Below are 24917 nucleotides of genomic sequence, written 5' to 3'. Positions count from 1 at the left end.
TATGCCTGATGACCATAGCAAGTTGGTCCCACCCCTTCCCATCCCGAACAGGACCGTGAAACAACTTTGCGCCGATGATAGTGCTGCAACCAGTGTGAAAGTAGGTTATCGTCAGGCTTGTTATTCGAAAAAACCCCTTCCGGTGATCCGGTTGGGGTTTTTTTACGTCCGCTGGTTTTAAGTGCGCCAGCGATTGCCGGGTTTTTGAAAGAGATATCTTGTCTGCTGTGCATACACTGGAGCAATTACGGGCTGGCCAACTGGCCGGCCTGCGCCGCCTGAAGCTGTCCTGCGACTTGACGGATTTCCCACGCGAAATCTTCGACCTGGCCGATAGCCTGGAAATCCTCGACCTCTCGGGCAACGCGCTGTCCACTTTACCCGACGACTTGCCGCGCCTGCACAAGCTGCGCATCATTTTTTGTTCGGATAATCTGTTCACCACCTTGCCGGCTGTGCTTGGTTCCTGTCCTGCGCTGGAAATGATCGGTTTCAAGGCGAACCGGATACGCCACGTGCCGGCCGCAGCCTTGCCGTCCAGGCTGCGCTGGCTGACCCTGACCGACAATGCCATCGAAGCCTTGCCGGACGAATTGGGCAAGTGCAGTGAGCTGCAGAAACTCATGTTGGCAGGAAATTGCCTGGACAGCTTGCCCGCTTCGTTGACGAACTGCCGCCGTCTGGAACTGGTGCGTATCGCCGCCAACCGTTTTACGGCGCTGCCCGACTGCCTGCTGTCCCTGCCACGCCTGAGCTGGCTCGCGTATGCGGGCAATCCCTGCACGGAAGCGCGGGAACTGGCGGCCCTGGCCGGGACAGGTGCGGCAGGCGTGGCATGGCAGCGCCTGGCATTGGCGCAGCAGCTGGGCGAGGGAGCATCGGGGGTGATTTACCGTGCCTGTCTGGATGGCGTGGATGATGTCGCCGTCAAAGTGTTCAAAGGGGCCATGACCAGCGACGGCTTGCCGCGCAGTGAAATGGCCGCCTGTGTCGGCGCCGGTGCGCACCCGGGCCTGATTCCCATCCTCGGGACGCTCGATGCGCATCCGCAAGGGGCAATGGGACTCGTCATGCCGCTCATCGACGCGGCCTTTCGCAACCTGGCGGGACCACCGAGCCTGGAATCGTGCACGCGCGACGTGTATGCCGATGGTGTGCGCTTTGATATTCCGCAAGCGCTGGCCATTGCCCATGGCATCGCCTCGGCCGTGTGCCAGCTCCACGCGCGCGGCATCGTGCATGGCGACTTGTATGCACACAATATCCTGCATGCGGACGCTGGTACCTCCCTGCTGGGCGACTTTGGCGCGGCGTCCATGTTTGTGCCGGGTTCGCCGCGCGGGGACTTGCTGCAGGGCATAGAGGCGCGTGCCTTTGGCGTGCTGCTGGGAGAACTGATCGCGCATTGTGCGACGCCTTTACCCGCCTTGCATGCCTTGCAAGAAACTTGCTTGCAGGAAGAAATATTGCGGCGGCCAAGGTTCGAGGCGATCGAACTGGCATTGCGGGACATGCTCCCCGCATAAAAAATGGCGCAGCCTTCGCAGGCTGCGCCATTTTCATTTCAGGCTGGCAAGATTCAGCTTGCCACCAAGATTTCTTTTTCCGGCAGGGCGATCTGGTTGTCGACGCTGAACTGGTAATCCTTGAAGACGTGTTCGGCCGTCAGGATCTGGTATTCGCCGTTGTCGAGCTTATGCGTGGTGTCCTTCAGGCGATACGTGTAATGGCCGCAGGTCCAGCAGTTGAAGTTGCGCATGTGGGTGCACAGGCACGTCTTGTCCATCACGACGACGGTTTTTTGTTCCGGATGGGCCGCCACTTCGCGGTTGTACGAGTTGATGTACGCGCAGTTGCCCGTCGCGTCGAGCAGGTAGCCATACGATTCGCAGCCTGGGCGGATGCCGGCGCCGATGGCGGGCGTGTTCTTCAGCATGCGCATCGGGTAGCCGGTCGGCGAGACGCCATTGACGATGATGTCTTCTTCCGAGGCCTTGTAATATTCCTGCTTGACCTTGTTTGGCAAGCCGCATTCCTTGGTGACGGTAAAGCGCGTCGCCACTTGCACGCCAGCCGCGCCCGCTTCCAGGAAGGAGACGGCGTCGCTGCCCGTGAAGATGCCGCCAGCGGCGATCAGCGGGATGTCCAGCTGTTCGGCCTTCAGGTAGGCCAGCAGTTCCGCCGTGATCGTGTGCAGATCGTAATTGGCCCAGTCCATGCCGAAACCCAGATGGCCGCCGGCCAATGGTCCCTCGACGATGATGAAGTCGGGCAAACGGTCGAGCTTGGCGTTCTTGCGCAGGAAAATCTGCAAGGCGCGCACGGACGAGACGATGATGCCCAGCTTGGCATCGCGGAAACGCGGATGGTCGGCCATCAGGGCGAACGAGCCGAAGTGCAAACCGGCGGACAGGGTGATGCCGTCGATGCCTGCGTCCAGCGCCGCATTCAGACGCACGCGCAAGGTTTCACGCGGGCCATTCATGGTCAGCTTTTCCATGCAATTGACGAAGATCAAACCATCGCCTTTTTTTGCTTCCATGGTGCGGCCGATATGCAGCCGCTGCGCTTCCGCCAGACGGCCCAGGTCGAATTGCACCACGGCCTTGTCGCTGTTATTGATGTTGAACTTGTACAGTTTCGTCTTGTCTTTGACGAAGGTGGTGTCGAAACGGCGATCCGACACGTCTTCCACCATGGCATCGGAGATATGTCCGATACCGTTCAGCCGGGCCGCTTCCAGGGCCAGCTCCGACGTGGAAATATCCACACCCATTCCGCCTATCATGATGGGCACATATTCTTTTTTGCCAAATCGCAGGCGGAAATCATCAACACGTTTCATTGCTATCCTTAGACTACCGTGGTTATCACTGAGCCAGATGTACGGTCAAGCCCGCCGCCGGTCAGGCGCGCGGGCGCATGTAGCTGCGCGCAGCTTCAATTCTACCCCAAGCGGGCAGGCGCTCCGAGGCAGCTTGCCGCCATGCCGGTGCAAGCGCAGGCCGGAGCGTGCGCATCATCGAAATTAATCGCGGAAATTGTTAAATTCCAGCGGCATGTCGGGCACGTCCTTGCGCAGCATGGCCATGGCCGCCTGCAGGTCGTCGCGCTTGGCGCCCGTGACGCGCACGGCTTCGCCCTGGATGCTCGCTTGCACCTTCATCTTGCTGTCCTTGATGACACGCACGATTTTCTTCGCATCATCCGATTCGATGCCATTCTTGATCTTGATGATCTGCTTGACCTTGTCGCCGCCGATCTTCTTGATGTCACCTTCGTCGAGGAAGCGCACATCGACCTTGCGTTTGGTCAATTTGTTGGTCAGCACGTCGCGCACCTGGCTGAGCTGGAATTCCGAGTCCGCAAACGCGGTCAATTCGTTTTCCTTGTGCTCGACGCGGGCGTCGCTGCCCTTGAAGTCGAAGCGGGTCGTGATTTCCTTGTTGGATTGCTCGACTGCATTCTTGACTTCGATCATATCGGCTTCGGAGACTACATCAAATGACGGCATGGTCTGTTCCTTTTCTTGTTAAAGCGAGCGCACGCTCGGCGCGCTGGGCCTTGGCGGCTGATTCTGCGCCATGGGACGGCCCTGTTAAAGATGCGACATTTTAACGGACAACGGGCAAGTCGCCCTTGTCCTGAGGTGGTTTTTTGTCGCTTTCGCTCTATAATCGAGCAAAATTTCCCTATCCCATGTCTGCAGAGCTCACCATCGAACACAATTACCCCCTCCAGCGCCTGAATACCTTCGGCATCACGGCCAACGCGGCCGCCTACGTACGCATCACCTCGCAGGCCGAATTGCACGCCGCGCTGCAAGATCCCGCCCTGTCCGCCATGCCGCGCCTGATACTGGGCGGCGGCAGCAACATCGTGCTGACGGGCGACTTTCCCGGCGCCGTGCTGCACATGGCCACGCGCGGCATGCGCCTGGCGCAGGCGGATTTCGAGACGGTACTCGTCACGGCCGCGGCCGGCGAAAACTGGCACGATTTCGTGCAGTGGACCCTGGCACAAGGCGTGGGCGGGCTGGAAAACCTGTCCCTGATTCCCGGCACGGTAGGCGCGGCGCCTATCCAGAATATTGGCGCGTATGGCGTTGAAATCAAGGATTATCTGCATAGCGTGAGCGTCATGCACAGCGCCAGCGGCATCGTCTTCGACATGGACCGCGATGCTTGCCGCTTCGCTTACCGCGACAGCATCTTCAAGCAGGCGGACGGGCGCGAGCTGATCGTGCTGGAAGTCACGTTTGCCTTGCCGGCCGAGTGGCAGCCGAACTTGCGCTATGCGGAACTGGCGCAGGCCGTGGCCGAGCGCAATCTTGCCGAGCCGACAGCACAACAGGTAGCCGAGACGGTGATGGCGATCCGCCGGAGAAAATTGCCCGATCCGGCCGTCATTGGCAATGCGGGCAGCTTCTTCAAGAATCCCGTGGTGTCGCGCGAGCAATGTCTTGCCTTGCTGGAACGTTTCCCGACCCTCGTGCACCATGCGCAGCCCGATGGCACGGAAAAGCTGGCGGCCGGCTGGCTGATCGATCAGTGCGGATGGAAGGGGAAAAACCTGGGGCCCGCGGGAGTGTATCCCAAGCAGGCACTGGTTCTGGTGAATAATGGCGGCGCTCGTGGCGCGGACATTACCCGGTTGGCGGCAGCGATACAGGATGATGTAGAGGCGAAATATGGCGTGCGCCTGTCGCCCGAGCCTGTGTTTGTCTAAATAGTCAATCCGCGCTTGAAAAAATGCTCAGGGCAAGGCAGTGCAACGCAGCCATGGACGTTTTTTCTGCGTGGATTAGCCGAAGTGGCAGACGTAGTCGACGGTCTCGACCGTTTCAATATCAAAATAGCTATTGCCCGGCACCTTGAATTGCGTGCCCGCGGCATAGCTGTTCCATTCTGTCGCGTCGGCCAGGCGCACCTTGCACAGGCCGCTGACGATTTCCATGATTTCCGGCGCGCCCGTATTGAAGCGCAGCGATGACGCGAAAATCACGCCCACGCTTTTCTTCGTGCCATCGGCCAGGATGACGTTATGCGAGACGCATTTGCCGTCAAAGTAGATATTCGACTTCTTGACGACGCTGACATTGTCCAGTTGTGTGCTCATGCTTCACTTTCCTTGCTGTTAAAAATCAGTCCTGGACGTCATCGGCGCTCAGCACGCTGTTGCGTCCGCCGCGCTTGGCCGCGTACAGGGCCTGGTCGGCGCGGTTGATCAGTTGCTCCACCGTCGAGTCCGGTGACGGCACGATGGTGGCCACGCCGATCGAGATGGTGACGATGCCCGTGCTTGCCGCCGGATTCTCGATCTGCAAGCCTTCCAGATGGCGCCGGCACGCTTCGGCGATCAGCAGCGCGCCGGCCGGATTCGTTTCCGGCAGGATCAAGGCGAATTCTTCGCCGCCGTAACGGGCGGCCAGGTCGGCCGGGCGTTTCAAATGTTCCGTCAGCACGGCGGCGACTTTTTTCAGGCCCAGGTCGCCCGCCAGGTGGCCAAAGTGATCGTTATAGCTTTTAAAATGGTCGATATCGCAGAACAGCAAGCTCAGCGGTGTTTTGTCGCGCTGGCCACGCTGCCATTCGAATTGCAGGGTTTCATCGAAGCGGCGGCGGTTGGCGATCCCCGTCAAGCCATCGAGGGCGGCCAGTTTCTGCAGCTCGATATTCGCGTCGGCCAGGTTTTTTTGACTTTCTCGCAGGAAACGAAAAGCCTGGTCGCGCTGCAAGCGGCTGATGTGTGCCGCCGAGTGATAGCGTATGCGCGCCAGCAACTCCAGTCGGTCTGGCAGTTTCACCACGTAATCGTTGGCGCCGACGGCAAAGCTGTGCGCCTTCAGTTTCGGGTCATCCTTGGCCGACATCACGATCACCGGCACATGCGCCAGCGCCTCGTTTTCGCGGTACAGCTTGATCAAGGCGAAGCCGTCGATGCCCGGCATCACCAGATCCTGCAGGATGACGGTCGGTTGCAAACGCAGCGCCGTGTCCAGCGCCTGGGTGGCGTCGGTCATATAGTGAAACTCGATATCCTGCTGATCGCTCAGCATGCGCCGGATTGCCTCAGCAATAATCAACTGGTCGTCCACCAGCAGGACGCTGACCTTGAATTCGGTCAATGCGGGTTCTTGCTGGATGAAGCTGGAGGAAAATTCTGGCATTGCATTCTTTTCAGATGTTAGGGGAGGGCTCCCACCCATTGTTGAGTTTGGCGCCCAGGCGGCTGCGCAGGCTGGCGCCAATTCTATCCAATGGCAGGATGTGCTGCGCCGCATCGAGTTCGGCCGCCGCGCGCGGCATGCCGTACACGGCGCTGCTGGCCTGGTCTTGCGCGATGGTCGTCTTGCCGGCGCGACGCATGGCCAGCAAGCCATCGCCGCCGTCGCGCCCCATGCCTGTGAGCAATACACCGATGGCGTCGCCGCGCCAGTGCTGCGCCACGCAGTTGAAGAAGACATCGACGGAAGGACGGTAAACATACTCGCGTGGTGCTGCATCGTAACCCAAACGATAATTTTGATCTAGCAGCAGGTGATCATTGGTCTTGGCGATCAGTACCGTGCCGGACACCAGTTCATCGCCTTCGGCAATCACGCGCACAGGCATGCTGAGCTGGTCATCGAGCCATTTCGCGAAGTGCGAGGCAAAGGTTTCGTCGATGTGCTGCACCACCACGATGGCACAGCCGGGCGGCGCCGTCCAGCCGGACAGCACCCTGGCCACGGCCGAAGGGCCGCCCGTCGAGGCGCCGATGGCCACCAGGGTCGATACCTGGCCATCGCCCCGTTCGCCGCCATTGCCGTTCGCCTGGCGCGGCGGCGGAGATTCTGCGCTGTGGCGTATCAGCTTGCCGATGGTCTTGATCTTGGCCAGCAGTTCGCTGTCGCCGCCCACTTGTCCCTGGAGCACGGGGGTGGCGGTGACGTCGAGCGCGCCCGCGCCCAGCGCGCGGAAGACCTGGTTGACATTGTCTTGCGGGCGGCCCGTGACCACCAGGATGGCGCACGGGCTTTGCTCCATGATCAGGCGCGTCGCCTCGACGCCATCCATCTCCGGCATGTTCAGGTCCATCAGGATCAGGTCGGGGCGGTTGCCTTCGCACATGCGCACGGCTTCGAGCCCCGTGCGGGCGATCCACAGTACCTGGTGTTCCTGCGTGCTGGCCACCACGCGGCGCAGGGCCTCGGCGGCCATGGCGACATCGTTGGCAATGGCAATTTTCATGAAGTACAACTCATAAGCGGGCATCTCCTATCAGGTCGGCCACCGCGTCGAGCAAGGTCTCGTCGTGGAAGCTGCCTTTGGTCAGATAATAGTCGGCTCCGGCGGACAGGCCGCGCGCGCGGTCTTCCGGACGGTCCTTGTACGAGACGATCATCACCGGCAGCTTGTGCAGGTGCAGGTCCTTCTTGATCAGCGATACCAGTTCGATGCCATCCATGCGCGGCATGTCGACGTCGGTGATCACGAGGTCGTACTCGCCGCTGCGCACCACGTTCCAGCCGTCGATGCCGTCGATGGCCACGTCGACCTCGAAGCCGCGCGCCAGCAGCAGCTTGCGCTCCATCTCGCGCACCGTCAGCGAATCGTCGACGACGAGGATGCGCTTGGCTCTACGCTGCTGCGTGTGGCCCGCCTGCGCCAGCTGGTGCAGCCCGCCCTCGTGCAGCAGCTTGTCGATCGACAGCAGCAAATCGGGCACGTCGAGGATCAGCACCGGTTCGCCGTCGTCCAGCAGGGCGGCGGCGGAAATGTCGCGCATCTTGCCGAAGATCGGATCGATGGCCTGCACCGCCAGGCTTTGCTCGCCGCGGATGGCGTCGACCACCAGGGCATAGCTTTGCTTGCCGCGCCCGATCACCACCACCGGCAAGTCCTCTGCCTGGTTGGCCGCTTCGCCCAGTTCCAGCACCTGCGCCGCCGAGACCAGGCCCAGATGCTCGCCCTTGAGTTCAAAGAACTGCTTGTTTTCCAGGGTATGGATGGCTGCCTGCGGCACGCGCACCACGCTTTCCACCTTGACGATGGGGATGGCGTACGCTTCGCCCTGGATGTCGATCACCAGCGCGCGTACGATCGATTGCGTCAGCGGCAGGGTGATCAGGGCACGAAAGCCCCGACCCGGTTCCGATTCCAGGCGCACCGTGCCGTTTTGCTGGCGTATCGTCTCGTGCACGATATCGAGGCCCACGCCGCGTCCGGACAATTGATTCGCCTTTTCCTTCAGGCTGAAGGCGGGCAGGAACAAAAACTCCAGCAGCTCGCCCGGCGACAGCGCGGCGGCCATGACGGGGCTGGCCATCTTGCGCTCGATGACGGACTGGCGGATTTTTTCCAGGTCGACGCCACGGCCGTCGTCGCTGATTTCGATGCTCAGCATGCCGGCGCGGTGGCGCGCCTCCATGCGTATCGTGCCCAGCGCCTCCTTGCCCGCGTCGATGCGCTCGTACGGGCCTTCCATGCCATGGTCGATGGCATTCCTCAGCATGTGGTTCAGCGGGCTTTCGATCTTCGCCAGGATGTCGCGGTCGACCAGGGTGTCTTCGCCCTCGATCTCCAGCTGCACTTCCTTGCCCAGGCTGCGCGCCAGGTCGCGCACCATGCGGGGAAATGCATGGATGCCGTCGCGGAAGGGGCGCATGCGCAGGGCCAGCACTTCGTCGACCATGCCTTGCGAGACGGCCAGCAGGCGCCGTTCATAGGTTTCGATGTCGGCGATGTGCTCGAGCATGAACTGCTTCAGGGGCTGCGTCTTTTGCAGCGCCAGCAGCGATTTTTCCATCAGGCCCGCGTCGCCCGCGCGGGCAATGGCTTCGTGCAGGTGCTCGATGGCGGAAAACAGGCTGCTCTGGTTGCGTTTGAAGCGCTGCAGCGCACCGATGAACGGGTGCATCTGGTGCGCGTTGATGCGCGATTCGCTGGCCAGCGACAGCAATTTGTCGAAGTTTTGCGCCGGGGCCTTGGCTGGTGCGGCTCCCGTGCGCGGCGCAGGCGCGGCCGCTTCCGGCTCCTCTATCGCCAGGCCGCTGGCCACGGGAAGCTGTGGTGTGGCCGCTGCCGGCGCCGGCATGGGCGCAGGCGCCGAGGGCAGGGCCGGCAATTCGGGCAGCTCGGCGATACCTGCGATGGCGTTCAGGGTCTGGTCGATCTGCGCCGCATTCGCGGCCAGCCATGCTTCGGCGCCCGCGTCGTCCAGGCGCGACAGCTGCACGATCAGGTCGACGCCCGAGAGCAGCACGTCGACCCGCTCCGGCGTGAGTTTCAGTCGGCCGTGCTGGGCGGCGACAAAGCTGTCCTCCATCCCGTGCGCCAGCTGCACCACCACCTGCAGGCCGACGATGGCGGCCGCGCCCTTGATCGAGTGCGCCGCGCGCATCATCGCTTCGACGGCGGCCGCGTCGCCCGCATGGCGCTCCATCGCCAGCAAGCCATCGGTGAGGATCTGGGTCTGGCTGTCCGCCTCCATGCGGAACAGGTCCAGCATGGAAAAGGCACTCAGGTCGCCGTGCTGGTCCTGGCTCATCGTAATAGTCTCGCAAGTTGAAAGCCGATCAGCGCCGTGTCGAGGCAGCCGATACGCATGTCGCCCTCGGTGATGACACCGGACAGATAGCGCGACAGGCCCTTGTTGATGGTGGCCGCAGGCGCCTGCACGGTGCTTGATGCATAGCGCACGATGCCGTGCAGGTCGGCCACGGGCAGGGCGTAGGCCTGCTCTTCCCAGCGCATCAGCAGCAGGCGCGCGAACGTGTGGCGACCCTTGGCCGGCGGCGCGCCCTGTTCGTCGATGCCCAGCAAACTGGCCAGCGACATGCATGGATACAGCTTGCCGCCGATATTGACGATGCCCGCCAGGCCGCGCCCGCCGCGGTGCGGCAGCACGTGCGGCTTGGCCTGCGGCGCCACGGAGTCGAACACGCGCGTGGGCAGCGCCAGCCATTCGCGGCCGATGCGAAACACCAGCACCGAGCTGTCGCGCACTTCGCCGCCCGCATCGATCTGGCGGAAGTGGCTGGCCCAGTCGCGCTGGTAGTGTTCATCCACGGGCCGCTGCAGGTTGCGCTGCGCGGCACCCGCATACACGTCGCAGTTGCGGCAATGCACATTGGCCGGCAGCTTGGGGCAGCTCTGGTCGCCGACCACGCCGATATGGTTCCAGCAGTCGTCGATGGCGGCGGGAGACTCGGTGGCGATGAGGTTGGTCATGCATACCCCTTAGTTGGACGCCTGGCGGCGCTGGTAGATGCGCGCCGCGCGCGCCTTCAGGGTGGCGGCGGCTGTGTGGTTGCCATTGCGTTCGGCCAGCAGCGACAGGTGGCACAGCGCCTCGTAATGGTCGGGCTGCAGGTAGATGCAGCGGCGCCAGTAATCGTCGGCCAGGTCCATCTTGCCGGCCAGTTCATTGATGATGCCCAGCATGAAATACGCTTCCGCCGCCTCGGGCACTCTGGCCAGGTGGGCATGGCATTTTTCGCCGGCCTCGCGCAACTGGCCACGGTCGGCCAGCAGGCGCGCCTCGGCCAGCAAATCGGCTTGCGCGGTTGGCGCGGCCGGCGCCGGCGACGGCACGGACACGGGGCGCGTGCGCGGCGCTGTCGCGGCGGCAGGGGCGGCTGCGGCGGCGCGCCTTGGCGCGGACGGCACGCTGCGCAGGGCAGGCAGCGGCGCCACCTGGATGACGGCAGCCGGCGGCGTGTTGTCCTTTTTCAGGGCGAAGGCCTGGCGGAACTGCAGCGGCGCAAAGCCGTTCTGGCAGAACGACGGCACTTCCGCATAGCCGGCCAGCAGCATGCCGTCGTCGGCCAGCAGGGCGGACAGGTTGTGGATGGCCGCGCGCGTGGTCGGTTTGTCGAAGTAAATCAAGAGGTTGCGGCAAAAGATGACGTCGTAATGGCGGCTGTAGGTGGCGGTATCGAATTGCAGCAGATTGCCCTGCCTGAAGGTGACTTGCTCGCGCAAGGAGTCGATGATGCGGTAGGCGTCGTCAGCCACGTGCGTGAAATAGCGGTCGCGGAAGGCCACGTCCTGCGCGCGGAAGGCGTTGCGGCCATACACGCCGGCCTGCGCCCGCTCGATGCAGCCGGGGCTCAGGTCATACGCATCGATGCTGAACGCCTGTTTCGGCACGCCGCCGTCGCGCAGCGCCATGGCCATCGAATACGGTTCCTCGCCGCCCGCGCACGGGATCGACAGGATGCGCGTGGCGCGCCCCCGTGCCCAGCGTTCCTGCACCAGTTCGACGGTGGCGTAGAACGCCTGCGGGTCGCGGAACAGCCACGATTCCGGCACCACCACCAGCTCGATCAATTGCGTCATTTCGGCCGGCGTGAGCGCCTGCAGGTAGGCCTCGCTATCGCTGAAGCCCATTTGCTCCATGCGCTGGCCGACGGCCCGCTCGGCCACGGTTTTGGAAACGGACAGGCCGGTCGCGCGGCGCAGCAGGGCTTGTGCCGTCATGCCGCGCCCGCGTCTTGAAACAGCAGCGCGCGCACGTCGGGCGGCAGCAGGTGCTCGAGTTCCACCAGTTGCACGATGCCGTCGGCGTCGCTGGCCACCTGGCCCAGGAAGGGCGCCGTCGTCACGCCGCTGTCGTCGAGCTTTTCCGCATCGATGTCGGCGATGCCGCGCACCTGCGAGGCCAGCAAGCCCAGCGCATGCGTGGCGCCGCCAGGCGCGCGGTAGTCGACGATGACGATGCGCGTGTCGAACTGCGCGGCGGCGGCAGGCAGCCCGGCCAGGCGCGACAGGTCGATCACGGGCACGGGCGTGCCGTGCAAGTCCATCAGGCCGGCCACGTAGTCTGGCGTGAGCGGCAACTGTTTCAGCTCCAGCAGCGGCAAGACGCGCACGATGCCTGCCAGGGGCAGGCCATAGCGGTCGCGTCCGATGTGAAAGAGCAGTACTTTCATGGGATCAGATGGTGACGGCGAAGGTCGACACGCTCGACTGCAGGTCGCCCGCCGCATATTGCAGCTGGTGCACCGCTTCGCTGGTGGCTTTCAGCGATTCCACCGTCTGCTGCGTGGCATCGTTGAGCTGCATCATGGTGTCGGAAATCTGCGAGGCGCCGATGGCCTGCGATTGCATGCCTTGCAGCACGGCATCGAATTGCGGCGTAAGTTTCTGTACCTGGTCCATCACGGACGACAATTGTTCCGCCACTTGGCGCACCTCGCCCACGCTGCGGCGAATTTCTTCCGAGAATTTATCCATGCCCATCACGCTGGCGGACACGGCCGATTGCATTTCCTTGAGCATTTGCTCGATATCCCAGGTGGAGACGGACGTCTGGTCGGCCAGGCGGCGGATTTCCGTCGCCACCACGGAGAAGCCGCGGCCCGCCTCGCCCGCTTTTTCCGCCTCGATGGCGGCGTTCAGCGACAGGATGTTGGTCTGGTCGGCCACCTTGGTGATGGTGATCAGCACGCTATTGATATTGCTGGCTTTTTCCGACAGGGCGGCCAGCTTGGCGTTGATGGAATCGGTCGCCGAGACCATGTGCTGCATGGTCGAGTCCATGCGCTTGAGGTTGTTTTGTGCTTCGGCCGTGGCATTCGTCGTGTAGTCGGCCACGGCGGTGGCGTCTTCCATGGTTTTCAGCAACTGGCTCGTGTTGGCCGAGATTTCCTTGGTGGTGCTGAGAATTTCCACGCTGGTTTGCGCCTGTTCGATGCCCGTGGCTTCCTGCTGGCGTGCCGAGGCGGCGATTTCCGTGGCCGAGGTCGTCACCTGGATGCCGGCTTTTTGCACATTGTTGAGCAGGCTGCGCAGGTTTTCGAACATCTTCGCCAGGCCGTTGCCCAGCTGGCCGATGGCGTCATTGCCCGTGATGCCGACCTTGCCCGTCAGGTCGCCCGAGGCCGCCTTCGACACCACTTCCAGCAGGGAATCGACCTTGGCTCGCAAGCTATTCGTCGCGGCCAGTTCGTTGGCCTGGTTGTCCTGGATGGTTTGCGCCATGCGGTTGAATTCTTCCGTCACCTTGCCTAGCTCGTCGCGCGAGATGATGGCGGCGCGCGCACCCTGCTCGCCGCCGGCGATGCGCCCGACGGCGTCCGTCAGGCTGTTCAGCGGGCCGAGGATGGAACGGCCCAGCAGGTAGGAAATGCCGAGCGCCAGCACCACGCACAGCACGCCGCCCAGCGCCAGGGTCAGCATCATGGTTTCCTGCAATTTTGTCGTGGTGGCCGTGCGTTCGACCAGCAAGCGGGATTCTTCGGCGGCGACTTCGTCAAGCAGCTTGTTCGCTTGCGCGACGGCCGGGTAGCCGGTCGGCGGCATGGTGCGCGCCACCGCTTCCGTGGCGCCCGGCGCGTTGCCCAGCGCGCGGCGCTTCTCGATCAGGGGATTGATCCACTCCTTGACCCAGGTGGTGGTCAGCTGGTCGATCTTGCGGAAGCGTTCCGACTGTACCTTGTTGTCGACCGTCATGGCGATGGCTTTTTGCGTGTGCTGGCTCAGCACCGCCATCTCGTCAGTTCCAGGGTTCAGCGAGGCTTCGTTGCCTGTGAGGATGAAACCGCGTGCTTCCACCTGGATTTGCAGGATGGAATTGTGAATCCTGTCGATCTCGACCAGCACTTCCATCGTGTGGCGGTCCCATGCATTGGCTTCCGACAGGCGCGAAAAGCTGTTGTAGGCCACGCCCAGCAGGATCAGGATGATGGCCACGATGGAGCCGAAGCCCAGGTACAGTTTATTCTTGATACTCAGGTCTTTGAACATGGGAGGGCTCCGGAAGCGGGAAGGTCAGCACAATTGCACTGTAGCATTTTGCCATGCGGACAGCAAAATGGGGGCGATCTCGGGACGTGGCGGGGCGTAATTTGCGGCAGAGTGCGCTCCAGACGCAAAAAAGCCGCCCGTGGGCGGCTCAGGCAGCTGCGGGAGGCAGTGCCTCCCGGCAACTAATTACTTCTGGCCGCGCTTTTCGCGGGCGATGGCGGCGATGCGCATGCGCAAGGCATTCAGCTTGATGAAGCCGCCTGCGTCGGCCTGGTTGTAGGCGCCGCCGTCTTCGTCGAAGGTGGCGATGTTCATGTCGAACAGCGAATCCGTCTTCGAATCGCGCGAGACGACGATGACATTGCCTTTGTACAGCTTGATGCGTACCCAGCCGTTCACGGTTTCCTGCGTGTGGTCGATCAGGGTTTGCAGGGCAACGCGCTCAGGCGCCCACCAGTAGCCGTTGTAGATCATCGATGCGTAGCGCGGCATCAGGTCATCTTTCAGGTGGGCCACTTCGCGGTCCAGGGTGATCGATTCGATGGCGCGGTGGGCTTTCAGCATGATAGTGCCGCCCGGGGTTTCATAGCAGCCGCGCGATTTCATGCCGACGTAGCGGTTTTCCACCAGGTCCAGGCGACCCACGCCATGCTTGCCGCCAACCTTGTTCAGTTCAGCCAGCACGGTGGCAGGCGACATGCGCACGCCGTTAATGGCGACGATGTCGCCTTTTTCGTATTCGATGTCCAGGTATTCCGCTTCGTCCGGGGCCTTTTCAGGGCTGACGGTCCAGCGCCACATCGTTTCTTCCGCTTCGGCGCTCGGGTTTTCCAGGTGGCGGCCTTCAAAGCTGATGTGCAGCAAGTTGGCGTCCATCGAGTACGGCGCGCCGCCGTTCTTGTGCTTCATGTCGATTTCGATGCCGGCGTCTTCCGCGTACTTCAGCAGTTTTTCGCGCGACAGCAGATCCCACTCGCGCCATGGAGCGATGATTTTAACGCCTGGCTTCAGCGCGTAGGCGCCCAGCTCGAAACGCACCTGGTCGTTGCCCTTGCCGGTCGCGCCGTGCGAGATGGCGTCGGCGCCCGTGGCGTTGGCGATTTCGATCAGGCGCTTGGCGATCAAAGGACGGGCGATCGAGGTGCCCAGCAGGTATTCGCCTTCGTAGACGGTATTGGCGCGGAACATCGGGAAGACGAAATCGCGCACGAATTCTTCGCGTACATCTTCGATATGGATGTTTTCCGGCTTGATGCCGAACTTGATGGCCTTGGCGCGCGCCGGTTCCAGTTCTTCGCCCTGGCCCAGGTCGGCCGTGAAGGTGACGATTTCGCACTGGTAGTTATCTTGCAGCCATTTCAGGATGACGGAGGTGTCGAGTCCGCCGGAATAGGCCAGGACTACTTTTTTAATGTCGCTCATATTGCTTCCAGTTGTCGTTGTCGATATATGTGTTGCGATGCTGCCGGGAGTTCTGCAGTTCCAGGCCAATTAGTTGATTTTACCCAGTAACAGGTATTCGATCAGCGCTTTTTGCACGTGCAAACGGTTTTCCGCTTCGTCCCACACCACCGATTGCGGGCCGTCGATCACTTCGGCGGCTACTTCCTCGCCGCGGTGGGCGGGCAGGCAGTGCATGAACAGCGCGTCGGGCGCCGCGCGGGCCATCTTCGCGCCATCGACGATCCAGCCGTCGAAGGCGGCGATGCGGGCCGCGTTTTCCGCTTCGTAGCCCATGCTGGTCCACACGTCCGTGTTGACCAGGTGCGCGCCTTCGCAGGCGTCGGACGGGTTGGCAAAGAAGGTATAGCGCTCGGTCTTGACTTGCGACAGGTCGATGTCGTAGCCCTTCGGCGTTGACACGTTGACGTGGAAGCCGAACACCTCGGCTGCCTGCAGCCACGAGTACAGCATGTTGTTGGCGTCGCCGATCCAGGCGACGACCTTGCCGGCGATCGAGCCGCGGTGTTCGATGTAGGTGAAGATGTCGGCAAAGACCTGGCACGGGTGGTGTTCATTGGTCAGGCCATTGATCACCGGCACGCGCGAATTGGCGGCGAAACGCTCGATGATTTCCTGGCCGAAGGTGCGCACCATGATGATGTCGCACATGCGCGACATGACCTGGCCCGCGTCTTCCACCGGCTCGCCGCGGCCCAATTGGGAGTCGCGCGTGTTCAGGTAGATGGCGGCGCCGCCCAGCTGGTGCATGCCGGCTTCGAACGACAATCGCGTGCGGGTCGAGTTCTTTTCAAAGACCATCACCAGGGTGCGGTCGATCAGGGGATGGTAGATTTCGTAGTTCTTGAACTTGCGCTTGATCAGATGGGCGCGTTCGATCACATATTCGTACTCTTCCAACGTGAAATCGGAGAACTGGAGGTAGTGCTTGATCGGTTTTTTTGTCGACATAATGACCACTTGAAGATGCGCAGGCCGCCGGCGGCGTGCCTTTCCCGCCGGGTTGCATCAGCGTAAAACATCTCGTCTGATGACTGCCTCGCCCGGCGCGCTGCTGTGTTGATCGGTGCCAGCGCGACGCCTGTCGCGCAGTACGGATGCGGTTTGCCAAGTTGAAAATAATGCAATGGCAAGTACTTCAGCCGTTCAATTATAAGGGTTTTGCTTTTAGATTGGAAAGACTGGCCGGGCGCGTACTTGTATAGGCAAGCCTGCGCCCGGGCAACGGGGCGGTGGATTAATAGATGCTGGCGGGCGCAGCGCCGTCCAGCTGGGGCGCCACCAGGGGCAAGTCCAGGGTGAAGCGGGTGCCGGCAGGGCTGCTGGCCACCTGGATGGTGCCGCCCAGCAGGGCCGTGACGATGTTGTAGCTGATCGACAAACCCAGGCCGCTGCCACCCTGGCCCAGCTTGGTGGTAAAGAAGGGGTCGAAGATGCGCGACAAATGCTGTTCGGCGATGCCCCCGCCATTGTCCTCGAAGACGATCTGCACGCGCGCCGCCTCCATCGTGGCGGACAAACGCATGCGGCCCGTGCCGGCGCCGCCATCGTTGGGCGCGGGGTGGAAGGCGTGCAGCAGGGCATTGTTGATCAGGTTGGTGATCACCTGGCCGAACGGGCCAGGATAGCTGTCCATGGCGATGCCGAAGGCTATCTCCACTTCGATGCGGTGGCCCGAACTGCGGATGCGGTTCATGACGGTGGCGATGATTTCATTGCTTACTTGTTGCAAGTCAAACCGGCGCCGTTGCTCGGTGGTGCGGTCGACGGCCACCTGCTTGAAACTGTTGACCAGGTCGGCCGCGCTGCGCAGGCCGCGCATCACCAGCGCCGACGCCTTGTTCGCATCGTCGATGAAGGCGGCCAGGTCCGAGCGGCGCAGGCCGGGGCCGTTCATCAGGCGTTCCACGTCTTCCGTCTTTTGCTGCATGGTACTGGCGATTAATAAACTGTTGCCGATCGGGGTATTCAGTTCATGCGCCACGCCGGCCATCAGCGAACCGAGAGCAGCCAGTTTTTCCTGCGATACCAGTTGCGCCTGGGCATCTTGCAATTGCCGGTAGGCGCTGGCGTTGTCGAGCGCGATGGCGCCATACGCACACAGGGTACGGAAGATCAGCCGCTCGCGTTCGCCATACGCGTTGGCATGGCAAGCTTGCACCGTCATCACGCCCAGCACGCGTTCGCCCACCATCAGCGGCACGTACAGCACGCTCTGGTTATGCAGGGTGCCGGGCACCGTGTAGGCGTGGCGGCGCGGCGGTACCTGGTCGATATACACTTCGCGCCGGCCCAGCAGGCAGCGCACGGAGTAGGCGCGTGGATTGCTCAGTGGAATGGCGTTGTCGGGCAGGGGGCGGCCCGCTTCCATGCCGTGTGCGCGGCGTAGCGCCGTGCCAGCCGGATCGAGCATGTAGACGGCGAAGGTGTTGACTGGCAGCAAGGCGTGCACATGGCGGTCCAGCACCTGGAATACGGCGCTTGCATCGAGGTGGGTGGTGATTTCCTGGCCGATGGCCGACAGCCGTTCCAGGGTGTCGCTGGTCTGTTGCAGCACTTCGGCGCGGCGCGCTTCGGAGGCGGCCAGTTCGCGGTGGTGATAGCCTTCCGAACGCGCATGTTCCGTCTGGTGGTAGACCTGCATGGCGGTAGCGCGGTTGCTCGCCTGCTGGGTGTGGCTTTTTTCACGCGCCATGCCCGCATCGAGGGCGATATCGTAGGCGCGCGCATAGTCGCCCGCATGCGCGTATTCGCGCGCCAGCGCATCGAGCAGTTCGCCGGGCGGCGAATAGCCTTCGATGGAGGCGGCCACCTGCAGCGCCTGGTGCAGGAAATGCAGGGCGGGATTGCGTTCCAGCATGCCTGCGGGCGGCGGCAGCTCGTGGCGCGCATGCAGCATGGACAAGACGCGCAGCGCCGCCACCTGGTGCATGGCGTCGCCTTGCGCGGTGGCCAGCTGGCAAGCCCGTTCGGCCGCCTGCAGCGCTTCATCGGGGCGATCCAGGTAGGATAGCGCGTGCGCGCTGCCGCGCTGCGCCATGCTGCGGAAATCGGCCTGGCCCAGCGCTTCGGCGCGCTGCGCCAGCCGGCTGAAGGCGTCGAGTGCCGTGTCGTAGTCCCCCTTGTCCAGGCTCAGTTCACCCAGGTGTAACAGGGCGTTGGCATAGGTGCGCGCGCCTGCCACGGGGGCCAGGATGAGCAGCGCCTGGCGCAGCAAGTCTTCGGCCGCGGCCAGCCGCCCCAGCTTGCGCATGGTTTCGGCCGTATGCGTCTGGCAGGCGCCGATGCTGCGCGGCCAGCCGGTGGGGCGCGCCAGGTCCAGCGCGCACTGCATCCATTCGAGGGCCGATTCGTTGTCGTTGAGGCTGGCGAAGCAGTCGCCGATATTGATGGCGGCCGTGATGGCGCCGCGCAGCTGGCCGCTTTCCAGCGCCGCTTCGTAGCTTTGCATGTAGTGGCCGGCGGCCGTGCCCAGGTCGCGCGAAGTGTGCGCCAGCAAGCCGCGGAAATCATGCACCCAGGCAGCCAGCGGCGCGGGCAGCTTGCCGCTGGCGCCGTCGGCCTGGAAGTGGCTGCCCCAGCGCGCTTGGGCGGCCGGCGCATCGCGCAGCACGGCCCAGCGCGCCGTGGCCGCGTCGGCCAGGCTGGCGCGCATCGCATCGCCGGCGCTGCGCGCCTGTTCGGCAGCGGCCAGCAGTTCGGCATCGCAGCGGGCATGGTCGCCCCGGTCGACGGCAATCGAGGACAGCAGCCAGTGCGCGTCGGCGCAAGCGGCGCCGTCGCCATGCGCGCACAGGATGGCGTGCGCCGCCATGGCCAGGCTTTCGGCCGCATCGAGCGCACCTTGCAGCCAGGCCACTTCCGCCTGCACCAGTTGCAGGCGCGCCTGCGCGATGGCCAGGGCGTGGGCTGGCAGCTGGGCTTGGGGCAACAAGGTTGCCGCTTCGGCTGCATGGTGCAGCGCCTGTGCGCAGTTACGCTGGCGCAAATGCCATGCCAGCAACATCAGCAAGGGCAAGCGCTCCAGGGCGCGCAATGGTCGCAGTGTGTCTTCCCACTGTGCAATGTCATGTTCGAGGGCGAACATTTCCATCCGAAATCTCCCGCAAGGCGATGGTGTTGGCCCGCGGCCAGTGACACCTTATTGGATCGCATTGTAAGCTGCATTCGGATGCAGTTGTTTGGCCGACTCGACAGTATTTTTTTGCGCGCGCCATTTCAGGCGGCGCAAAGCAGGCGGGGCGTGCATCAGCCCCTGCCGGCTGATGCACGCCCCGTGGACAGCCTGGCGATGGCCGTGCCGCCTGTGCCGTACTGCTTGTGCTAGCGGCCGGCGAAGTGCACGGTGCTGGCTGTTTCGCCAGCCTTGGCGATGGCGCCCGGAATATTGTTCAGTCCGGTAATGGCGATGACGTCGCCATCGTTGCGAAATTCCATGCGGGTGCCGCTGGCCGTTTCAAAGACGCCGGGCGCGCGGCCGAACAGCTCTATTTCGGGCTGTCCCTTGATTTGCGTGAAGTAGCGGTTGACTTGCTGGCGCAGCAGCAAGGTATCGCCCGTGTCGAGCTGGTAGCGATTGCCGTACTGGCTGAATTCCTGCGGGGCCAGTTTATACACCTTGCCGGAGATCTGGACCTTGTCCTGGTCGCCGATTTCCAGCGCGCTGGCGCTGAGGCAAGAAAGGCCGAGGACGAGGGCGGCGCTACCGAGGGCGAGGGTACGCGAGAACGATGCTTTCATGATTTCACCTTGTGATCAAAATGCTGGTTGGAGTTAGACCAATGTTGTCTCCAGCAGGTTCGCTGGCGGGGACAATGCCAAGGTAGCAATCGGGCCTGCGCGATGCCAGCGCAAAGCGATGAAACGCAGGAATTCGGCGCTGAAACGCGAAATCGGACGATGGATGGTTTTGGAATGAATGCAGGAAAGCGGGCTGAGCGGCAGAATTTAATTCTGTTTATTTCACGTTGATAATGTTTTTGTCGGTTTGGCGCCCGCTCCGATGGCGGGCGCCAGGCGCGTTAATACAGCGTTTGCGCCGATTCGTGCAGCAGCTGGCCATACAGGGTATGGCGCATCTTGGCGATCTTACCTTCGGACAAGGCTTGCAGGATGGCGCACTGCGGCTCGATCAGGTGGCGGCAGTTATAGAACTTGCAGCCGCCCAGGTAGGGCTGGAATTCGCGGAAGGCCCGTTCCAGCATGCCCTCGGACAAGTGGTACAGGCCGAATTCCTGGAAGCCGGGCGAATCGATGATGGAACTGTTCGCGCCCAGTTCGTCGAGCTTGTACAGGCGCGTAAAGGTGGTCGTGTGCTTGCCCGTGTCGAGCGCGGCCGAGATTTCGCGCACGGCGATGTCCGCGTCCGGCACCAGCAGGTTGATCAGGGACGACTTGCCCATGCCCGATTGGCCGATGAGGATCGACGACTGGCCCGCCAGCAGGGGCGCCAGGGTGGCCACGGCGTGCTCCGGTTCGGCGCGCGCCGACACTTCATCGACGGGATAGCCCATCGAGGAGTACGGCAGCAGGCGTTCCCGCGCGCGCTCCAGCGAAGCGGTTACGTCCGTCTTGTTGAGGATGATGCGCGCTTCGATGCCGGCCGCGTCGGCCGCCACCAGCGAGCGCGAGATCAGGTCGTCGGCAAAGCCCGGTTCCGTCGCCACGACGATGAACAGCTGCGTCAGGTTGGCGGCCAGCAATTTCGACTTGTACTGGTCCGAGCGGTACAGCAGGGTCTTGCGTTCCTCGATGCGGTCGATGACGGCCTGGTCGTTGGACGTGCGCGTCAGGTGCACGATGTCGCCCACGGCCACATTGGTTTTCTTGCCGCGCGTTACGCATTGCAGCTTGGCGCCGTCCACGTCGGCCAGGTAATGGCGGCCGTGGGCGGCGATGATGACGCCTGTCAACTTGCCTTCGCTCATGGGGCCACCTGGCTGCTCTGGTAGATAAGGTCGGCCTTGGCGGCGCAGATGAAGTCGTTTTCGGACAGGCCGCCGGCGCCATGGTTGACCGAGTGCGTGTCGTAGCGCACGGCGCAGGTTTTGTAAGTAATGATGAGCTCCGGATGGTGGTCTTGCGTATGGGTCATATAGGCCAGGGCGTTCACGAACGCCAGGGTCTGGTAGTAATTCTTGAAGCCGAAGTCGCGGCACAGCTTGCCATTTTGCACCGTCCACTGGGGCAGCAGGGCGTGCAGGGTGGCGATATCCGTGTCGCCCAGCGCCTGCTGGCGCGGCGTGCAGGACAGTTGGGCCAGGTCTTGCGAAGTGGATGGCGTATTCATGTGACAGCCCCTTTCAGGTGGCGGATGCGCACGCTGGCCGGCGGATGCGAGTCATAGAAGGCCGAGTGCAGCGGGTCGGGCGTCAGGGTCGACGCATTGTCTTCATACATTTTGACGAGCGCGGACACCAGGTCGTCCGCCTGCGTGTGCGTGGCGGCAAAGGCATCGGCTTCGAATTCGTGCTTGCGCGAGCTGAGCGACGTCAACGGCCCCAGCAGGAAAGTGAAGACGGGCAAGGCCAGCATGAACAGCAGCAGCGCCAGCGCGTCCGTCGGCTGGCCCGTCAGCGCCAGCGCGACCGGGTCGACGCCCAGGCCCGCGTAAAACCACGGCTGCGTCTTCAGGAAGCCCAGCAGCGCGAGGAAACCCAGCGAGATGACGAACATCATGGCGATGCGCTTGACGATGTGCTTGAGCTTGAAGTGGCCCAGTTCATGCGCCAGCACGGCTTCGATTTCCTGCGGCGCCAGGCGCGACAGCAGGGTGTCGAAGAAGACGATGCGCTTGTTGGCGCCAAAGCCCGAGAAATACGCATTGCCGTGGGCGCTGCGCTTCGAGCCATCCATGACGAACAAGCCTTTCGAAGCGAAGCCGACGCGCTGCATCAAGCCTTCGATGCGGCTTTTCAGCGCTTCGTCGGCCAGCGGCGTGAATTTGTTGAACAGCGGGGCAATGACGGTTGGAAACAGCACCATCATCAGCAACTGGAAGCCGCTCCAGACGAACCACGCGTACAGCCACCACAGGTCGCCCGACTTGGCCATCAGGGTCAGCACGACCCAGATCAGCGGCAAGCCGATGACGGCGCCCAGGCCCACGCCCTTGAGCATGTCCGTGAAAAACAGCTTGCGCGCCATGGTGTTGAAGCCGAAGCGCTGCTCCAGCACGAACTGGCGGTAATAGTCGAAGGGCAGGTCGATCAGGCCGGAAATGGCGGCAAAGGCGGCGATCAGGCCGATCTGGTACAACATGGGCGAGCCGGGACCCATCCATTCATTCAGGTGCAGCGCCAGCCATTGCAGGCCGCCCAGCAAGGTAAAACCGATCAGCACGGCATAGTTGATCAGCAGGGTCAGCAAGCCGAACTTGGTCTTGGCCACCGTGTAGTCGGCCGCCTTCTGGTGCGCGGCCAGCGGGATTTTTTCCGCAAATTCGGGCGGGACAACGGCGCGGTGCGCCAGCACGTGGCGAATCTGCCGCGAAGCGAGCCAGAAGCGCACGGCGAGGGTCAAAACGAGGACGGATACAAACAAAATCGAAAACGCGAGTGAATACATTCTGTGCCTGTGAGAAAATGGCTGATTATTTAGTTTGATTAGGCCAAGAGAGAATTATGTCACAAGCGACCGACTTAACTGCATCCACCCCCGCACCCGCGGTGCCCGCACGTCCAAATGAGATGAACCTGGTCTGGGTCGACATGGAAATGACGGGTCTGGAGCCCGATACCGACCGCATCATCGAGGTGGCGGTAGTGGTGACGGACATGCACTTGAACCTGCTGGCCGAAGGCCCCGTGTTCGTGATTCACCAGTCGGATGAAACCCTGAACAAGATGGATGCCTGGAACAAGGGCACGCACGGCCGCTCGGGCCTGATCGACAAGGTCAAGGCGTCGACCGTGACGGAAGCCCAGGCGGAAGCGGAGCTGATCGCCTTCCTGAAGAAATACGTACCGGCAGGCAAGTCGCCCATGTGCGGCAACACCATCGGCCAGGACCGCCGCTTCATGGTACGCGGCATGCCGAAGCTGGAAGCATTCTTCCACTATCGCAATGTTGACGTGTCGACACTGAAAGAGCTGTGCAAGCGCTGGAAGCCGGAAATCGCCACCGGTTTCAAGAAGCACCAGAAGCACACTGCGCTGGCCGATATCCTCGAGTCGATCGAAGAGCTGAAGTACTACCGCGAGCACTTCATCAAATTGTAAGTTGAAAACGCCTCACAAAACCTACTGCGCGTCGGTATAGGCGGCCTGCGATGCTCACCGTACTAGAGTACGGTTGCGCCTCTTAGCCACCTCTCCCTTCCGCTCGCGACGGTTTTGTGAGGCGTCGCGAAGGTTCTGTTACATCGTATCAAAGTCAAAATCGAGGGTGTGCCAAACGCCGTCTTCATCCTGCCACTCCAGCGCAAACGGTCCCGTTTGCCGCAAGTCCGTGATCCACACTGTCTCGCCAGGTTCGCGAAGATACGCCACGCACTGCCCGAACGGTTGCTCCAGCCGGCACAGCACCAATCCCTCGCCCGCCACGGCGCACCATTGCTCGTGGATATCGATCAAGCCCACGGCCGGGTCGCCATAGAACTCGCCCAGGCTGGCTTGCCGGCCATCGGCCGCCGTCACCTTGGCGTGTTCATATTCATGCTGGACAATATATTGGGCGCTGCGCGCCAGTTCCCTGCTCGTCATGCTGTCTCCACGGTGGGCCAGACGGTTTCCTGGTCGGCGCGCGCCTCGGCGATCAGCCATTCGCAGAAGGCGTGCACGAGGGGGCGCGTTTCCGCCTGGGGCGAACGCAGCAGATAATAGCAGTGGGGGCCGCGCACGGCGTGTTCGAACACGCGCACCAGGCGGCCGGAGCGCAAATCGTCGCCGATCAGGGGGCTGGCGGCGATGGCCACGCCCTGGCCGCTGGCGGCCGCGTCCAGGCACAGATACGTGTGCGAAAAGCGCGCGCCGCTGTTGCCGCTATTGCCGCTGTAATGTACGCCGCAGCTGTGCAGCCAGCGCGTCCAGTCGATTTCGCCGGGCAGGTGCACTTCCGGCTCGTCGTGCAGCAGCGGGTAGCGCAGCAGGTCGGCGGGCTGGCGCAGGCTGGCCGCGTTGGCGCGGAAATCGGGGCTGCAGACGGCGGAAAACCATTCTTCCATCAATAAATCCACTTTCAGGCCCGGATAGCGGCCCGGTCCCAGGCGGATGGCCACGTCCACGCCATCGCGCGCCAGGTCGACCGGGTGCATCGAGGCCAGCACGCGCAGTTCGATCTGCGGATAGCGGTCGCGCAAGCGTCCCAGGCGCGGCATCAGCCAGCGCGAGACGAGCGAGCTGGTGGCCGTCACCGTCACCACCTTGTCGTCGCCCTGGCGCCGCGCCTGCTCGGAGACGTCGGCCAGCTGGTTGAGTATCGGCCCCAGCGAGGCCGCATAGCGCTGCCCGGCGCTGGTGAGCACCACGCCGCGCGGCAGGCGCTGGAACAGCACGATGCCCAGCCACGCTTCCAGCTGTTTCACGTGATGGCCGATGGCGCCGGCCGAGACGTGCAATTCTTCGCCCGCGCGCTGGAAGCCTTCGTGGCGGGCGGCCGCCTCGAAGGCGTGCAGGGCGGCAAGTGGGGGCAGGGGACGTGACATGGCATTCTCAAGAGAATTGAGCCTCAGTATTATTTGGCCTATCCGTGAAGAATATTGGTTTGTTTCATTTTGCGCAAGCG

Annotated in this window: 22 protein-coding genes and 1 rRNA gene; 4 read left to right on the top strand and 19 right to left on the bottom strand. The window is 62.7% G+C overall.

Annotated elements, in window-relative coordinates:
- Positions 1-4: 4 nt before the first annotated feature.
- Both rrf and CSQ91_RS28190 read left to right on the top strand, forming a co-directional pair.
- Positions 5-117, top strand: a 5S ribosomal RNA gene (gene rrf, locus CSQ91_RS28195).
- Between the two features lie 110 nt (positions 118-227).
- Entirely contained in the window at positions 228-1526 is a 1299-nt protein-coding gene (locus CSQ91_RS28190; RefSeq protein ID WP_099390255.1) for a leucine-rich repeat-containing protein kinase family protein, read from the top strand.
- A 53-nt stretch (positions 1527-1579) separates the two neighbouring features.
- Here CSQ91_RS28190 and CSQ91_RS28185 read toward each other — a convergent pair whose 3' ends face one another.
- Positions 1580-2845: a nitronate monooxygenase gene (locus CSQ91_RS28185; protein ID WP_070277935.1), complete on the bottom strand. Its 1266-nt coding sequence runs from the start codon at positions 2843-2845 to the stop codon at positions 1580-1582.
- A 183-nt stretch (positions 2846-3028) separates the two neighbouring features.
- Positions 3029-3514 (bottom strand): YajQ family cyclic di-GMP-binding protein, encoded by a 486-nt coding sequence (locus tag CSQ91_RS28180; RefSeq protein ID WP_034759416.1) that lies wholly within the window; start codon positions 3512-3514, stop codon positions 3029-3031.
- A 185-nt stretch (positions 3515-3699) separates the two neighbouring features.
- On the opposite strand from CSQ91_RS28180, the gene murB reads away from it, so the two are divergent.
- On the top strand, positions 3700-4728 hold the full coding sequence (gene murB / locus CSQ91_RS28175; RefSeq protein ID WP_092612114.1) for a UDP-N-acetylmuramate dehydrogenase: 1029 nt from the start codon (positions 3700-3702) through the stop codon (positions 4726-4728).
- 75 nt (positions 4729-4803) lie between these two features.
- On the opposite strand, the gene ppnP is transcribed toward murB, so the two are convergent.
- From ppnP to CSQ91_RS28100, 15 genes are all read right to left on the bottom strand, one after another.
- Positions 4804-5118, bottom strand: a complete 315-nt coding sequence (ppnP, locus tag CSQ91_RS28170) for a pyrimidine/purine nucleoside phosphorylase (protein WP_099390254.1) — start codon at positions 5116-5118, stop codon at positions 4804-4806.
- Between the two features lie 25 nt (positions 5119-5143).
- Entirely contained in the window at positions 5144-6169 is a 1026-nt protein-coding gene (locus CSQ91_RS28165; protein WP_070277941.1) for a diguanylate cyclase, read from the bottom strand.
- 10 nt (positions 6170-6179) lie between these two features.
- Positions 6180-7232, bottom strand: a complete 1053-nt coding sequence (cheB, locus tag CSQ91_RS28160; RefSeq protein WP_099390256.1) for a chemotaxis-specific protein-glutamate methyltransferase CheB — start codon at positions 7230-7232, stop codon at positions 6180-6182.
- Positions 7233-7242: 10 nt separating this feature from the next.
- Positions 7243-9531 carry a hybrid sensor histidine kinase/response regulator gene (locus CSQ91_RS28155; protein WP_099390253.1) on the bottom strand — a complete coding sequence of 763 codons (2289 nt, stop codon included), beginning with the start codon at positions 9529-9531 and terminating at the stop codon, positions 7243-7245.
- On the bottom strand, positions 9528-10214 hold the full coding sequence (locus tag CSQ91_RS28150; RefSeq protein WP_070277945.1) for a chemotaxis protein CheW: 687 nt from the start codon (positions 10212-10214) through the stop codon (positions 9528-9530). Before CSQ91_RS28150 ends, CSQ91_RS28155 begins: the two co-directional genes overlap by 4 nt.
- Before the next feature lie 9 nt (positions 10215-10223).
- Positions 10224-11465: a CheR family methyltransferase gene (locus CSQ91_RS28145; RefSeq protein WP_099390252.1), complete on the bottom strand. Its 1242-nt coding sequence runs from the start codon at positions 11463-11465 to the stop codon at positions 10224-10226.
- Positions 11462-11917, bottom strand: a complete 456-nt coding sequence (locus CSQ91_RS28140) for a chemotaxis protein CheW (RefSeq protein WP_070259684.1) — start codon at positions 11915-11917, stop codon at positions 11462-11464. Before CSQ91_RS28140 ends, CSQ91_RS28145 begins: the two co-directional genes overlap by 4 nt.
- Positions 11918-11921: 4 nt before the next feature.
- Positions 11922-13733 carry a methyl-accepting chemotaxis protein gene (locus CSQ91_RS28135; protein ID WP_099390251.1) on the bottom strand — a complete coding sequence of 604 codons (1812 nt, stop codon included), beginning with the start codon at positions 13731-13733 and terminating at the stop codon, positions 11922-11924.
- Positions 13734-13919: 186 nt separating this feature from the next.
- Entirely contained in the window at positions 13920-15155 is a 1236-nt protein-coding gene (locus tag CSQ91_RS28130) for an argininosuccinate synthase (RefSeq protein WP_034759383.1), read from the bottom strand.
- 69 nt (positions 15156-15224) lie between these two features.
- On the bottom strand, positions 15225-16145 hold the full coding sequence (gene argF / locus CSQ91_RS28125; protein ID WP_034785055.1) for an ornithine carbamoyltransferase: 921 nt from the start codon (positions 16143-16145) through the stop codon (positions 15225-15227).
- Positions 16146-16431: 286 nt separating this feature from the next.
- Positions 16432-19281 (bottom strand): ATP-binding protein, encoded by a 2850-nt coding sequence (locus CSQ91_RS28120; RefSeq protein ID WP_257217508.1) that lies wholly within the window; start codon positions 19279-19281, stop codon positions 16432-16434.
- A gap of 236 nt (positions 19282-19517) precedes the next feature.
- Positions 19518-19934, bottom strand: a complete 417-nt coding sequence (locus tag CSQ91_RS28115) for a hypothetical protein (protein ID WP_070259691.1) — start codon at positions 19932-19934, stop codon at positions 19518-19520.
- Between the two features lie 281 nt (positions 19935-20215).
- Positions 20216-21121, bottom strand: coding sequence for a ribosome small subunit-dependent GTPase A (rsgA, locus tag CSQ91_RS28110; RefSeq protein WP_034785059.1), 906 nt, complete (start codon positions 21119-21121; stop codon positions 20216-20218).
- Positions 21118-21483, bottom strand: coding sequence for a 4a-hydroxytetrahydrobiopterin dehydratase (locus tag CSQ91_RS28105; protein ID WP_099390249.1), 366 nt, complete (start codon positions 21481-21483; stop codon positions 21118-21120). The genes rsgA and CSQ91_RS28105 overlap by 4 nt, the downstream gene beginning before the upstream one ends.
- Positions 21480-22760 carry a M48 family metallopeptidase gene (locus CSQ91_RS28100; RefSeq protein ID WP_099390248.1) on the bottom strand — a complete coding sequence of 427 codons (1281 nt, stop codon included), beginning with the start codon at positions 22758-22760 and terminating at the stop codon, positions 21480-21482. The genes CSQ91_RS28105 and CSQ91_RS28100 overlap by 4 nt, the downstream gene beginning before the upstream one ends.
- A 56-nt stretch (positions 22761-22816) precedes the next feature.
- Between CSQ91_RS28100 and orn the strand changes: the two genes are divergently transcribed.
- The gene (gene orn / locus CSQ91_RS28095; protein ID WP_170846480.1) at positions 22817-23413 is read left to right on the top strand and encodes an oligoribonuclease; all 597 of its coding nucleotides are present in this window, start codon (positions 22817-22819) and stop codon (positions 23411-23413) included.
- A gap of 138 nt (positions 23414-23551) precedes the next feature.
- Here the strand turns inward: orn and CSQ91_RS28090 are convergent, their stop codons facing one another.
- Together CSQ91_RS28090 and gcvA are read right to left on the bottom strand one after the other, a co-directional pair.
- Positions 23552-23896, bottom strand: coding sequence for a hypothetical protein (locus tag CSQ91_RS28090; RefSeq protein WP_099390247.1), 345 nt, complete (start codon positions 23894-23896; stop codon positions 23552-23554).
- Entirely contained in the window at positions 23893-24837 is a 945-nt protein-coding gene (gene gcvA / locus CSQ91_RS28085; RefSeq protein ID WP_034759349.1) for a transcriptional regulator GcvA, read from the bottom strand. The genes CSQ91_RS28090 and gcvA overlap by 4 nt, the downstream gene beginning before the upstream one ends.
- Positions 24838-24917: the final 80 nt, after the last annotated feature.

The organism is Janthinobacterium sp. BJB301 (genome assembly GCF_002735685.1).
GTDB lineage: Bacteria > Pseudomonadota > Gammaproteobacteria > Burkholderiales > Burkholderiaceae_D > Janthinobacterium > Janthinobacterium lividum.
The sequence above is the reverse complement of the archived record's forward strand: the minus strand, read 5'-3'. Positions and strand labels throughout refer to the sequence as shown.